The sequence below is a fragment of the Streptomyces brasiliensis genome (assembly GCF_014647875.1).
Taxonomy (GTDB): domain Bacteria; phylum Actinomycetota; class Actinomycetes; order Streptomycetales; family Streptomycetaceae; genus Streptomyces; species Streptomyces brasiliensis.
The window spans coordinates 38892-51846 of the sequence record NZ_BMQA01000005.1; the positions used below are offsets into that span (position 1 = coordinate 38892).

Below are 12955 nucleotides of genomic sequence, written 5' to 3' on the forward strand. Positions count from 1 at the left end.
GCTGTCCCCCCGTCATCCACGCGCCCGGCGCGCCATCTCGTGCAGCACCGCGGAGGTGGGCACGGGTGCCTGCCGGACACCGGTCAGCGTCTGGTTGAGGTACGAGGTGTAGGGCGCGGTCGCCGCCGTGAACTCGGCCGCGTCGCCCTGCGGCCGGAACCCGTGCCGCACGGCCAGCCGGCGCAACGCCGGGTCCGTGGACAGGAGCTCACCGAGGTCGCGGCCGGTCTGGGTGAGCGGTACGACGGTGTGGTCGCTGGTGGCGGTGTTGTCCGGGTAGAGGACGGTCAGGTCTCCGGGGTCCTGCTTGCCGATGAGCAGCGAGGCGACCTGGGACTCGTACACCAGGACCAGCGGATTTCCGGCACCGCTGACGAAGTCCCGGAAGGGCGCGTCCGAGCTGGACTGCTGGGCGCCCTGGACACTGATCAGCTTGCGCATCAGCGGGGCGGTGCGGTCCACGTCGGCGTTGCTCGCCACCACCTTGCCGCCCTGCGCCACGTAGGAGGCGGCGGCGAGGTACAGGGCGCCCGAGTTGGAGGTCTCGGGGTCGGTGCTGGCGATGTAGACCGTGCCGGCCAACTCCCCGTACTTGCCGCTCCCCTTGAGCTGCTGCCAGGTCCGGTCGTGCCGGGCCGCGTCGAGGTACGCGCTCATCTTGAGCACGCCCCGGTGCTGGTCCACCGTGGTCAGTCCGTTCGCCGCCAGCACCTGGGCGGCGCTGCGGTGGGCGACCACGACGAGCGGGGAGTAGAAGGGCCTCGGGAGCGGCTGCCGCACGTGGTATTTGGCGGCGATCGCGTCCGCGGGTGCCTGGCTGGAGGGGAACGCGAGGTCGAACCCCTTGAGGTCGAGCCCCTCCATCGCCCAGGACCCGGAGGTCTCGGTCTTCACGGTGTAGCCCTTGGCGGCGAGGGCCTTCACCACGTCCGGATCGGCGAAGAAGTCGGCCTTCTCCGAACCGATCACCGCGCGCACGGTCTTCGTTGCCGTGCCCTTGTCCCCGTCTTGCCGGCCTGCGACGACGGCAGCCACCACTCCGCCGATCAGCAACACCGCGAGGACGATGCCTGCGATACGTCTCACGCGGTGGAGAGTGCTCCCGGAACCCAACATTCCCGGCCGAGCAAAGTGAACGGAGGGTGTCGGACCGATCCCGTTATGCAACGGGAATCAACCACTCCGCTTGCCGCACCCCGGGCATGGCAACCCGGTCCGCGCGTCGCTGCGGGTGCGCGCGGACCGGGGCCGATCGGGGAACCCCCGCAGGGGCTAGTGGGCCGGACTGAGTTCCTTCCGCTCGGCCAGCGCGGCGGCGTGTGCGTCCATGCGTTCGGCCGACAGGATCGCCGCCGCCGTGTCGGCGCGGGACGCCGCGACGACGAGGGCGCGCCCGGCCAGCGCATGGGCCCGCCGGTGCAGGGCCGCGGTGTGCGGCACGCTCGCCGTGCCGGACGCGCGGACCGGCGCACGGCCTTCCCGCAGCCGGGTCACCTGCTCGGTGAGCCGCGCCGCCGCCGCGTCCAGATCGGACGACGGCTCCAGCGCACGCAGCTCGTCGGTCACGGCGAGCAGCGCCGCGAGGTGTCCCGCGAGCTGGATGTCCAGCTCCTCCTCGCGCGACCGGTGGGGAAAGTCGGAGGTGGTGCCGGCCATCGTGCTGTGGACCGACTTGGTGCGGATCGGTTCGTACATGGGAGATGGCCCTCCTGTGCTCTGACAGGAAGCCATCCTAGCTTAGATTCTGTCTAAAGTTGACTCGGTCACGGAACGGGGTCCCGCGGCTACGGTTGGCCGTATCCGTCCAGGAACGACCCGATTCGTGTGACCGCGTCCCTCAGGTCCCCGGCCGTCGGCAGCGTCACCACCCGGAAGTGGTCCGGCTCCGGCCAGTTGAAGCCGGTGCCGTGGACGACCATGATCTTCTCCTGGCGCAGCAGGTCCAGGACCATCTGCCGGTCGTCCCTGATCTTGAAGACCTGCGGGTCCAGGCGGGGGAAGAGGTACAGCGCCCCCTTCGGCCGTACGCACGTCACCCCGGGGATCTGGGTCAGGAGGTCGTACGCGACGTCCATCTGCTCCTTCAGTCGCCCGCCCGGCAGCACCAGTTCGTTGATCGACTGACGTCCGCTCAGCGCGGCCACGACCCCGTGCTGGCCCGGCATGTTCGCGCACAGCCGCATGTTCGCCAGGATCGTGAGGCCCTCGATGTAGGAGTCGGCGTGCGCGCGCGGGCCGGAGATCGACATCCAGCCCACCCGGTAGCCCGCCACCCGGTACGCCTTCGACATGCCGTTGAAGGTGAGGGTCAGCAGGTCCGGGGCGACCTTGGCGGTCGGGGTGTGGGTGGCGTCGTCGTAGAGGATCTTGTCGTAGATCTCGTCCGAGCAGACCAGCAGGTTGTGCCGGCGGGCGATGTCGGTGAGCCCCTTGAGCACCGCCTCGTCGTAGACCGCGCCCGTCGGGTTGTTCGGGTTGATGATGACGAGCGCCTTCGTGCGGTCGGTGACCTTGCGCTCGATGTCGGCGAGGTCGGGCATCCAGTCGGACTGCTCGTCGCAGCGGTAGTGCACCGCCGTACCGCCGGACAGGGAGACCGCGGCCGTCCACAGCGGGTAGTCCGGCGCCGGGACGAGAACCTCGTCGCCGTCGTCCAGCAGGCCCTGCATCGCCATCACGATCAGTTCGGAGACGCCGTTGCCGATGAAGACGTGCTCGACGTCCGTCTCGATGCCGATCGTCTGGTTGTGCATGACGACCGCCCGGCGCGCCGCCAGCAGGCCCTTCGCGTCGCCGTAGCCGTGCGCGGAGGACACATTGCGCAGGACGTCCTCGAGGATCTCGGGCGGGCACTCGAAGCCGAACGCTGCCGGGTTGCCCGTGTTCAGCTTGAGGATGCGGTGACCGGCCGCCTCGAGCCGCATCGCCTCCTCGAGCACCGGGCCCCGGATCTCGTAACAGACGTTGGCGAGCTTCGTCGACTGGATCACCTGCATGTCCGTGAGCTTACGGCCCGTTAACGCACCTTGGGTCGTGTTTTCCACCACGTGAGACGGTGTGTTTTGGGCCGTTATCGCCGGTAGCTGTCCCGGGTGCTCCCTCCGTACCTAGAATTCGCCGCCATGCCCACGAACGCTCAGCGCGACGGCGGGGCGTACGGCGAGACCCCGGGGGCGCCGCACGTCTACCACCCGCAGGCCGCACCGGCCCCCGCGTACGACGAGTACGCCGACCCCGCGGCCGCGCACGGCTGGCAGAACGCCTACGACGAGACGCGCGAACTCCCCACGATCCCGGCCGGCCCGCAGCCGGCCGACCCGTCGGCCCACTCGTACGAGGACGCGCCCGCCGGTGTGCCGTCGCAGAGCCGGGCCGCCGCGCGCCTGGCGCGGCAGGGCCGGGCCGCCTCGCGGCGGCGCCGGACGGTGATGGCCGCCGGCGCCGCGGGGGTCGCCTCCCTGGCCGCCGTGATCGCCGGGTTCGCCTTCTCCGGCGTCTCGTCCGGCGACCAGCACGGCCGGGCGGAGCGCACCGGACCGGGCGTCCGGGACTCCGGGACACCCGGCCGTGAGGAGTCGCCGGCCGCTCCCTCGGCCACCGGCTCGCCGTCGAGCGCGGCTCCGGCCGCCTCCGCGAGCGTGCGGTCCGCGGCGCCGGCGGGTGCGTCCACGGCGGCGCGCGGCACGCCGACCGCCCGTGCCACCGGTGGGGCCACGGCCGGCCCTTCGTCGGAGGCCACCGCCGCCGCCCGGTCGAGCGGTCCTGTGGTTCGGCCGGGGCACGGAAGGGGTAACGGAAAGCATCCCAAGTGGGCCGACTGAGCAGTGAGTTGCGTCCGCGTGAACCGTGGACGGCTTCTTGCCGCCACCCCTCTCGCACATCAGAATGTGCATGACAAGACGGGCGGCCGGAAGATCTCCGGTCGCTCACGTCTGCAGAGGGGACCCCCACATGAACAAGCCTCTCCTTGCTGCGCTCGCCGCCCTGGTGATCACCGGGGCGGGGGCGGCACCCGCGATCGCCGCCCCCGCCCCCGAGAAGGCGGCGCCGGTGATCCAGGCGGTGACCTTCGCCGGTACCGTCTCGCTCAGCAACTGCTCCGGCTCCGTCGTCCGCCTCCCGGCCTCCGCGGACACCGACCCGGCACTCGTCATGACGAACGGCCACTGCCTGGAGACCGGCTTCCCGGAGCCCGGCGAGGTCATCACCGGCCAGTCGTCCAGCCGTACCTTCGGCCTGCTGAACTCCGCCGGTACGAAGGTGGCCACGCTGCGGGCCAACCAGGTCGTCTACTCGACCATGACGGACACGGACGTCACGATCTACCGCACCACCACCACATACGCGGCCATCAAGAACTCGTACGGGATCGGCGCCCTGACCCTCCAGGACACGCACCCGGCCGCGGGCACCGCCATCACGGTCGTCTCCGGCTACTGGAAGCGGACCTACGCCTGCAGCATCGACGGGTTCGTCCACCGCCTCAAGGAGGGCGACTGGACCTGGAAGGACTCGGTCCGCTACACCTCCGCCTGCCAGACCATCGGCGGCACCTCTGGCTCCCCGGTGATCGACAACGCCACCGGCAAGGTCGTCGCCGTCAACAACACCGGCAACGAGGAAGGGCAGCGCTGCACGGTGAACAACCCCTGCGAGGTCGACGAGAGCGGTGCCGTGACCGTCCGCCAGGGCATCAACTACGCCGAGGAGACATACGGCATCCCCGGCTGCTTCACCACCGGCAACCGCCTGGACCTCTCCCTGAGCGGCTGCACCCTGCCCAAGCCGTAGTCCCCCTCACACCGGGGTGCGGCGCACCGCACGCCCCGCCAGGACGTCCGTCCGGCGCCCGTCCTCGATCACGAAGCGGCCGTCGACAAGGACATGGGGGATGCCGGAGGGCAGCGCGCGCGGCTGCTCGAACGTGGACCCCGCCGCGACCGTCGCCGGGTCGAACAGGACCAGGTCGGAGCGGTGACCCTCACGCACGATCCCGCGGTCCGGCAGACGCAGCCGGGCCGCGGGCCGCGAGGTGAGATGAGCGACGCACTCCTCCAGGGACAGCACGCCCGACTCCCGTACGTAGTGGCCGAGATAGTGCGGGAAGGTGCCGTACGCCCGCGGATGCGGCTTGGCGCCCTGCAGGATGCCGTCCGAACCGCCGGTGTGCGCGGAGTGCCGCATGATCGCCCGGACGTTCTCCTCGTGTCCGACGTGCTGGAGGATCGTCGAGCCCAGCCGGTCCTCGACCAGCAGCCGGCGGGCGGTCGTCCAGGGTGCCTCGCCGCGCAGGTCCGCCGACTCCTGGACCGTACGACCGACGTGATCGCCGAGGGACGGCTCGCTCACACCGGAGATCTCGATGGTGTCCCACTCGACGGGCACGCCGTGGCAGCCGTCCGCGCCGACGACCTCCAGGTCGTGCCGGATCCGCCCGGCCGTCGCCTCGTCGGTGAGCCGGGCCAGGATCGCCTCCGGTCCGCCTTCGCTCGCCCAACTCGGCAGCAGTGCGGCCAGAGTCGTGCTGCCGGGGGTGTAGGGGTACGTGTCGAGGCTGATGTCGGCGCCCGTGGCCAGCGCGTCGTCCAGGAGGGCCAGGAGTTCGGGGGCGCGTCCCCTGTTCACGCCGAAGTTCATGGTGGCGTGGGCGAGATGAAGCGCACACCCGGCCTCGCGGGTCAGCTCGACCATCTCCGCGTACGCCTCCAGGGCGCCCGCACCGTACGAGCGGTGGTGCGGGCAGTAGTAGCCGCCGTAGCGGGCCACCACCCGGCACAGCTCGGTGAGTTCGGCGTCCGAGGCGTACATACCGGGCGTGTAGGTGAGCCCGGACGACAGCCCGACGGCCCCCTGCTCCAGCCCCTCCGCGACCGACTGCCGCATCCGGTCCAGCTCCCCGGGCGTGGCCGGGCGGTCCTCCCAGCCGACGGCGAGCGCGCGGACCGTGCCCTGCGGGATCAGATAGGCGGCGTTGACCGCGATGCCCCGGTCCAGGCGGTCCAGGTACTCGCCCACCGAACGCCAGTCGAAGTCGATGTCGTTGCCGTATCCGTTCCAGCCGGTGATCGCCCGGCGGACCTCGGCGAGCGTGCGGTCGTCGACCGGCGCGTACGACATCCCGTCCTGGCCCACGACTTCGAGGGTCACCCCCTGCGCGGCCTTGGCGCTGTGGTCCGGGTCGCGCAGCAGGGCGAGGTCGCTGTGGGCGTGCATGTCGATGAAGCCGGGCGCGAGGACCAGCCCCTCGGCATCCAACTCGCGTGTCGCCGTCGGGCGTTGGCACCCAGCGGCGGCGGCCTCCTGCACGATCGACACGATCCGACCGCCGTCGACCACCACATCGGCGCGGTACGCGGGCGCGCCCGTGCCGTCGACCACATCGGCGTCCCGGATGACGAGGTCCTCCACGGCATGCCTCCTAGAAGAACGTACGGATGTAGTCGACGACGGTCCCGTCCGCCTCGGCCAGCGGGATCAGCTGCCACTTGTCGAACGACGTGCACGGGTGGGACAGACCCAGGCCGATCCAGTCGCCCACCTCCACGTCCGCCTCCGCGGCGGTGCGCAGCCAGGCGTGCTGGTCGGACAGCTTGGTCACCTCGATCCCGGCCGCCGGACGCTCGGCCCCGTCCCGGCGCAGCACCTGGGCGAACGGCAGATCGAGGTCGTACGCCGCGTCCCGCTTGCCCGCGTTGGCGAAGGCCTGCCCGGGGGAGGGGCGGGAGACGATCTGCGCCCACAGCCGGAAGGCCGGCTCCAGCGCGCCCTCCGCGGGGACGCGGTTGAAGGGGGTCGCCTCGCGGTAGTGCCCGTCGTCGTGCGAGACGTAGGCGCCCGAGCGCAGCAACTTCAGGACGGGACGGGAGAGTTCGGGGATCTCGGCGAACACGTCGGCCACCGCGTCGAACCAGGCGCTGCCGCCCGCGCTGACGACGATCTCCTCGACGTCCGGGAACCGCCCGGCCTTGTCGAACTCGACGGCGAGCGCGACGAGCCGCCGCAGCCAGGCGTGCACCCGCTCAGGGTCGGCCTGCGGCACCTCGCCCTCATAGCCGGCGACCCCGACGAGCCGCAGTGCCGGCACCGCGGCCACCGCGTCCGCCACGGCCGCGCACTCGGCCTCGGTCCGCACCCCGGTACGGGCGCCTTCACCGGCGGCGAGCTCGACGACGACGTCCACGGGGCGCTCGGCGCCCCGCAGTGCGGCCTCCATCAGCTGCACACCGCGCACGGAGTCGACGTAACAGACGAAGGAGAAGTCCGGGTCGGCGGTGAGTTCGCCGGAGATCCACCGCAGGGCGGAGGCGTCTACGAGCTCGTTGGCGAGGAAGATCCGCTCGAACCCGAACGCCCGCGCCACACGCACCTGGTGCGGCACCGCGAGCGTGATCCCCCAGGCGCCGTGCTCGATCTGCCGCTGGAAGAGCTGCGGGGCCATGGAGGTCTTGCCGTGCGGCGCGAAGGCGAGGCCGTGCCGGGTCGCGTACGTCTCCATGAGCTTCAGGTTGTGTTCGAGGCGCTCGGCGGACAGTGCGAGCACGGGTGTGGTGAAGCCACCGGTGAAGAGGTTGCGCCGCTGACCGGCCAATTCACCGACGGTGAGACCGTCGGCGTCCGGGGGAAGGCCCTTGAAGCGATGGTCGACGCGGTCCTCGGCGAGCCGGCTGAGCGCTTCGGTGCGACGCATGGAACCTCCTGGTCAGGCGTGTTGCATGCTATGCAACAGCCGTTGCGTATATCGCGCACTGCTGTCTAACATCTCGGCCACGCGGGGTCAACGGAGCCGCCGCCCCGGCACCAGGCCAAGGAGTTACGACGATCGTGACCGACACCGGATCGCGCAACGCCCCCGACGTCGTGGACGTCGTCGCGCTCGGCGAGTCCATGGTCACGTTCGTCCCGACAGACCCGGGCCGCCTCGCCGACGTGAGCCACTTCGAACGCGGGATCGGCGGAGCCGAGTCCAACGTGGCGTGCGCGCTGGCGACGGCCGGGCACAGGGTGCGCTGGGTGAGCGGGGTCGGCGCGGATGCCTTCGGCGACCATCTGGTGGAGACGGTGGGTTCGTACGGCGTCGATGTCGCGTCGGTACGGCGCGATCCGGACCGCCCGACGGGCGTGTACTTCCGCACGGCGGGAGACCGGGCGACCGAGGCCCACGAGGTGGCGTACTACCGGACGGGTTCGGCGGCCTCCGCGATGGCCCCCGACACGGTGGATCTGGAGGCGGTGCGCGCGGGACGGGTGCTGCACCTGTCGGGGATCACGGCGGCACTGTCGGAGGGCTGCCTGGGGCTCGTACGGGAGCTGACCGCGCCCCGGGCCGGGCGGCCGTTGGTCTCCTTCGACGTGAACTACCGGCCGGGGCTGTGGCGGGACGCTGATGAGGCCCAGGTGCTGCTGGAGTTGGCCCGGGGAGCCGACATCGTGTTCGTCGGGGCGGACGAGGCACGCGAGGCGTGGGGGCTGCACGGTGCCCGGGCCATCCTGGAGGCGTTGCCCGAGCCCGGGATCGTGGTCGTCAAGCAGGGCCGGGGCGGGGCCACCGTGTTCGACAAGAACACCAGGGGACTGGAGGACGCCACCGGCACGGCGACCTTCGTCCGTGCGCTCAGCGTCGATGTCGTGGCCGCCGTCGGCGCGGGCGACGCGTTCGCCGCCGGGTTCCTCTCCGCCACCCTGCGCAACCTTCCCGTCCGCGACCGCCTGCGCCACGGTCACCTCGCCGCCGCCGCCGTCCTCACCGCCCCCGGTGACCTCGCGCCGCCCCCGACCCGCGACCACGCCGACCGGCTGGTCGCCCTGGACGACGACGCGTGGGGAAGACTTCGACTCGGCCCCGGCTGGACGCAAGCCGTGCAGGCCCCGGAGGAGGTACGCACCCCATGAGTCAGACCGTCGACCGCGCGCTCAGCATCCTGCCGCTGCTCGCCGAGGGTCCCGCCGACCTCGGCCAGGTCGCCGACCGCCTCGGCGTCCACAAGTCAACCGCCCTCCGCCTCCTGCGCACCCTGCACGAGCACGGCCTGGTCTACCGCCAGTCCGACCAGCGCTACCGCCTCGGCGCCCGCCTCTTCGCCCTCGCCCAGGAGGCGATGGAGAACCTCGACATCCGCGAGATCGCCCACCCCCACCTCGTCCGCCTCAACGAGCAGACCGGCCACACCGTCCACCTCGCCGTGTACGAGGAGAACGAGGTGCTCTACATCGACAAGGTGGAGAGCCGCTACCCGGTGCGCATGTACTCGCGGATCGGCAAGCCCGTCGCCATCACCGTCGCCGCCGTCGCCAAACTGCTCCTGGCCGACCTGCCCGAACCCGAGCGCCGCACCCTCGCGGACAAGCTCGAGTACCCCATGTACACGGCCCGTTCCACCCCCGACGCCGCCGCTTTCCTGCGGGAGTTGGAGAAGGTGCGCGAACAGGGCTGGGCCTCCGACCTCGGCGGCCACGAGGAGTCCATCAACTGCGTGGCCGCACCGGTCCGCGGCGCCGACGGACGCGTCGTGGCCGCCATGTCGGTCTCCGCGCCCAACGTCGTCGTCACCGCCGACGAACTCCTCACCCTGCTCCCGCAGGTGCGCCGTACGGCGGACGCCGTCAGCGGCGAGTACTCCGGCAGAACCCCAGTGAAGTCCACCTAGTGAAGGACACTCCCGCATGACCGAGAAGATCGCACTCACGCCGAAGACCCACACCACGCCGCCCGCCAAGTTCTCGCACGGTGTGAAGAAGGGGAACATCCTCCAGGTCGCCGGGCAGGTCGGGTTCCTCCCCGCGGAGGAGGGCAAGCCCCCGACGCCGGCCGGCCCCACCCTGCGCGAGCAGACCCTCCAGACCCTCGCCAACGTCAAGGCGATCCTGGAGGAGGGCGGCGCGAGCTGGGACGACGTGATGATGATCCGCGTCTATCTGACCGACGTCGACCACTTCGCCGAGATGAACGCCCTCTACAACTCCTACTTCGAGGAGCAGGCCCTCACCCAGCCGCCCGCCGCGCGCACGACGGTCTACGTCGGACTGCCCGCGGGACTCCTCATCGAGATCGACGCGCTGGCCGTACTCGGCTGAGACGCCGGCTCTCCCGCACCTCCCGCAAGCCGTACGTCCTCACGGCACGGCGCCCCACGCCCCCAGGGGCGCCGTGCCGCGATCCCCCCTGCCCGAAAGTTTCATGCCATCACGTAGAGGACCGCCTATGTCCCATCCGCTCGCCGCCGCCGCCCCGGCCTCCCCACCCCACACCGGAGGCCTGCTCCTCCTCGTCGACGGCACCGCCGGACTGCTCACCGTCGCCGCCGTCGGCATAGCCCTGCTGCTGTTCCTGATCATCAAGGCGCGGCTGCAGCCCTTCGTCGCCCTGCTCGCCGTCTCCATAGCCGTCGGCCTGCTCTCCGGCCTCTCGGTCACCTGGAGTCCGTGCTGTCGGTGGCGGGCTTCGTGGTGGCAGCGGTGCTGAGCCTGTTTGTGTAGCGAAAGGGGGGTGAACCGGGGTGAAGGGCGGTCCCGCTGGTTCCGGCACAGGAACGTCGTCCATACTTTCCGCCGTGGAGCAGCGCATAGGATCGAGCAGCAAGCCCCTGGAGGGCGCCGGATTCGACCCGGCCTTCATCCCCGGGCTCACCTCACCCGCGTCCGCCGCCGAGGACACCGAGCCGGCGGACGCGACGCCGGACGAGGCGTCCGCGTCCGGTGCCGAGGCGTCGGCAGGGTCCGCCGCCGGGACGGGCACCGGGGAGAGCACCGAGGACACCGCCGAGGAGACGGCCCCGGAGGGGCCCGTCTTCGAGGCCTCCGACCGGCGCGCGAAGATCGTCGCCGACGGCCGGGGCGTACGCCTCAGCCTCGACGAGGAGACGTGCGAGTTCCGCTGGGACGAGATCGGCGCGGTCGAGACGGAGGCACCGCGCTTCGGCAAGCGGTTCACCGTCACGGTGCACACCCCGGACCGCCGTTGGTATCCCATCGAGATCGAGGCGTCGTCCAGGAGCCTCTTCAAGGAGTGGGAGTCCCGGCTGGACGAGGTCCTGGACGCCTACTTCGAGGACTAGCCCCGCCTCGCCGAAAGCCCTCGAACACCCCCACCCCCACCCGCGTCTCCGCGGGCAGGGGTGGGTGGGGTTCAGGGGGTGTCCACCGGTGTCACGGCAGAGCGTGCACGTGTGGGGCCACCACGTTCGACCAGGCGTTGCCCGACTTCGCGTCCCAGTTCGTGGACCACGTCATCGCGTCCCGCAGGTCCGGGTAGGTCTTCGACGGCTTGAAGGAGCCGCAGTTCGTGCCCTTCGCCAGGCAGTCCAGGGCGTTGTTGACCACCGTCGGGGAGACATGGCCGCTGCCCGCTCCGCTCGTCGACGCCGGCAGGCCGAGACCCACCTGGGACGGCGACAGGCCGCCCTCCAGCTGGATGCAGGCCAGGGCCGTGAGGAAGTCGACCGAGCCCTGCGAGTACACCTTGCCGTCGCAGCCGAGCATCGAACCGCTGTTGTAGTACTGCATGTTGACGACCGTGAGGATGTCCTTCACGTTCAGCGCCGTCTGGAAGTAGGAGTTCGACGTGGACTGCATGTCGATCGTCTGCGGTGCCATCGTCAGGACCAGCGACGGGCCCGCCTTTGCCGACAGCGAGCGCAGCGCCTGCGGCATGTACGTCGCGTCGAGCCCGTTCTCCAGGTCGATGTCGACGCCGTCGAAGCCGTACGTCTGCATCAGTGAGTAGACGGAGCCGGCGAAGTTCGCCGCCGACGTGGAGTTGTTGATCGACACCGTGCCGTTCTGGCCGCCGACCGAGACGACGACCTTCTTGCCGGCCGCCTGCTTCGCCCTGATGTCCGCCTTGAACTGGTCGACGGTGTACCCGCCGAGCCCGGCCGAGTCGAGGTTGAAGGTCACCGCGCCCGGCGTGGTCGTCGCGTCGGCGAAGGCCACCGCGATGATGTCGTACCCGGACGGGACGTCGGAGATCTTCTGCACCGTGGCGCCGTTGTCGAAGTTCTGCCAGTAGCCGGTCACCGCGTGCTTCGGCACGGAGCCGCCGCCTCCTCCGCCGGTCGGCGCCGTCGTCCCGGTCACCGCCGCCGACTTCGGCGACTCACCGGCCGAGTTGGTCGCCGTGACCTGGAAGGAGTACGACGTCGACGCGGCAAGTCCGGTGATCGTGGCCGACGTTCCGGTCACCGCCGTCACCTTCGTGCCGGCGCGGTACACGTTGTAGCCCGTCGCGCCCGAGACCGCGTTCCAGGCGAGGGACACCGACGACGACGTCGTACCGGAGACGGCCAGTCCGCTCGGCGCGCCCGGCACGGTCGGGGCCGGGTCGCCGCCTCCGCCGCCGTCGGGGCCGTACACCGAGATGTCGTCGGCGTAGTACGCCGGCTGGCCGTACCAGCCGTGCGTGTACACGGTGACCGAGGTCGTGGAGCCGCCCGTGGTGAAGCTGGTGTTCAGCTGCTTCCAGCCCGTCGCGTCGGGGTTCCAGGTCGAGACGTCGGTCGTGCCCGTGCCCGTCACGCCCAGGTAGGTGTAGGCGCCCTGCACCCACGCGCTCAGCGAATAGGCCGAGTTGGGCTTGACCGCGACTGTCTGGGTGCACTGGGCGTTGTCCTGCCCGGCCGGCGTGCCCTTCAGCGCGCCGGCGCCCGTGTGCACCGGGGAGGAGACCGTCGTCCCGCTGTTCGCGGAGCAGGTCCAGTTGCTCAGGCCCGACTCGAAGCCGGCGTTCTTCACGTTGTTGACGTCCGCCGCGGACGCGGGGGTGCCGGTGAGTCCCGCGACCGACAGGGCGATGGTGGCGGTCACGGACCAGGTGCGGATCCGTCGTCTGCGTCTGGGCGTGCCTGGTGCGCGGTCCACTGGGGCCTCCGGTGGGGGAGTCGGCGGGGGGAGAGGGGGTGAGGACGGTGGCCACCGCTGCGTCCAAATTGGTCCAGACCAACAAGCCTGTCAAGAGGTCCAG

The 12955-nt window shown here is 71.1% G+C and carries 12 protein-coding genes and 1 pseudogene; 7 read left to right on the top strand and 6 right to left on the bottom strand.

The window, feature by feature from the left end; all coding sequences use genetic code 11:
- Positions 1-12: 12 nt before the first annotated feature.
- From IEZ19_RS09570 to IEZ19_RS09580, 3 genes are all read right to left on the bottom strand, one after another.
- Entirely contained in the window at positions 13-1086 is a 1074-nt protein-coding gene (locus tag IEZ19_RS09570; protein WP_229840143.1) for a substrate-binding domain-containing protein, read from the bottom strand.
- Positions 1087-1272: 186 nt separating this feature from the next.
- Positions 1273-1695, bottom strand: a complete 423-nt coding sequence (locus tag IEZ19_RS09575) for an SCO4983 family protein (RefSeq protein WP_189310679.1) — start codon at positions 1693-1695, stop codon at positions 1273-1275.
- A gap of 89 nt (positions 1696-1784) precedes the next feature.
- A complete protein-coding gene (locus tag IEZ19_RS09580) occupies positions 1785-2996 on the bottom strand; it encodes a pyridoxal phosphate-dependent aminotransferase (RefSeq protein WP_189310680.1) in 1212 nt (403 codons plus the stop codon).
- A 126-nt stretch (positions 2997-3122) separates the two neighbouring features.
- On the opposite strand from IEZ19_RS09580, the gene IEZ19_RS09585 reads away from it, so the two are divergent.
- Entirely contained in the window at positions 3123-3821 is a 699-nt protein-coding gene (locus tag IEZ19_RS09585) for a hypothetical protein (RefSeq protein WP_189310681.1), read from the top strand.
- A 130-nt stretch (positions 3822-3951) separates the two neighbouring features.
- Entirely contained in the window at positions 3952-4791 is an 840-nt protein-coding gene (locus IEZ19_RS09590) for a S1 family peptidase (protein WP_189310682.1), read from the top strand.
- 6 nt (positions 4792-4797) lie between these two features.
- Here IEZ19_RS09590 and IEZ19_RS09595 read toward each other — a convergent pair whose 3' ends face one another.
- Positions 4798-6408, bottom strand: a complete 1611-nt coding sequence (locus IEZ19_RS09595) for an N-acyl-D-amino-acid deacylase family protein (protein ID WP_189310683.1) — start codon at positions 6406-6408, stop codon at positions 4798-4800.
- A 10-nt stretch (positions 6409-6418) separates the two neighbouring features.
- Positions 6419-7687 carry an amino acid deaminase gene (locus IEZ19_RS09600; protein WP_189310684.1) on the bottom strand — a complete coding sequence of 423 codons (1269 nt, stop codon included), beginning with the start codon at positions 7685-7687 and terminating at the stop codon, positions 6419-6421.
- Positions 7688-7821: 134 nt separating this feature from the next.
- Between IEZ19_RS09600 and IEZ19_RS09605 the strand changes: the two genes are divergently transcribed.
- The 5 genes and pseudogenes from IEZ19_RS09605 to IEZ19_RS09625 all read left to right on the top strand — a co-directional run bounded on the left by IEZ19_RS09605 (position 7822) and on the right by IEZ19_RS09625 (position 11051).
- On the top strand, positions 7822-8889 hold the full coding sequence (locus IEZ19_RS09605; RefSeq protein WP_189310685.1) for a sugar kinase: 1068 nt from the start codon (positions 7822-7824) through the stop codon (positions 8887-8889).
- Positions 8886-9644, top strand: coding sequence for an IclR family transcriptional regulator (locus tag IEZ19_RS09610; protein ID WP_189310686.1), 759 nt, complete (start codon positions 8886-8888; stop codon positions 9642-9644). The genes IEZ19_RS09605 and IEZ19_RS09610 overlap by 4 nt, the downstream gene beginning before the upstream one ends.
- Positions 9645-9660: 16 nt before the next feature.
- Complete coding sequence (locus IEZ19_RS09615) at positions 9661-10071, top strand: RidA family protein (protein ID WP_189310687.1); 411 nt, start codon at positions 9661-9663, stop codon at positions 10069-10071.
- A gap of 127 nt (positions 10072-10198) precedes the next feature.
- A pseudogene (locus IEZ19_RS09620) lies at positions 10199-10411 on the top strand (GntT/GntP/DsdX family permease); the annotation flags it as partial.
- A gap of 136 nt (positions 10412-10547) precedes the next feature.
- Positions 10548-11051: a hypothetical protein gene (locus tag IEZ19_RS09625; protein ID WP_189310688.1), complete on the top strand. Its 504-nt coding sequence runs from the start codon at positions 10548-10550 to the stop codon at positions 11049-11051.
- A gap of 91 nt (positions 11052-11142) precedes the next feature.
- Here IEZ19_RS09625 and IEZ19_RS09630 read toward each other — a convergent pair whose 3' ends face one another.
- Positions 11143-12852: a chitinase gene (locus IEZ19_RS09630; protein WP_189310689.1), complete on the bottom strand. Its 1710-nt coding sequence runs from the start codon at positions 12850-12852 to the stop codon at positions 11143-11145.
- Positions 12853-12955 lie beyond the last annotated feature (103 nt).

Excerpts from the sequence above, each read along its gene's own strand:
- IEZ19_RS09580 (WP_189310680.1), bottom strand. The coding sequence starts at position 2,996 with ATGCAGGTGATCCAGTCGACGAAGCTCGCCAACGTCTGTTACGAGATC.
- IEZ19_RS09585 (WP_189310681.1), top strand. The coding sequence starts at position 3,123 with ATGCCCACGAACGCTCAGCGCGACGGCGGGGCGTACGGCGAGACCCCG.
- IEZ19_RS09600 (WP_189310684.1), bottom strand. The coding sequence starts at position 7,687 with ATGCGTCGCACCGAAGCGCTCAGCCGGCTCGCCGAGGACCGCGTCGAC.
- IEZ19_RS09610 (WP_189310686.1), top strand. The coding sequence starts at position 8,886 with ATGAGTCAGACCGTCGACCGCGCGCTCAGCATCCTGCCGCTGCTCGCC.
- IEZ19_RS09575 (WP_189310679.1), bottom strand. The coding sequence starts at position 1,695 with ATGTACGAACCGATCCGCACCAAGTCGGTCCACAGCACGATGGCCGGC.
- IEZ19_RS09590 (WP_189310682.1), top strand. The coding sequence starts at position 3,952 with ATGAACAAGCCTCTCCTTGCTGCGCTCGCCGCCCTGGTGATCACCGGG.
- IEZ19_RS09615 (WP_189310687.1), top strand. The coding sequence starts at position 9,661 with ATGACCGAGAAGATCGCACTCACGCCGAAGACCCACACCACGCCGCCC.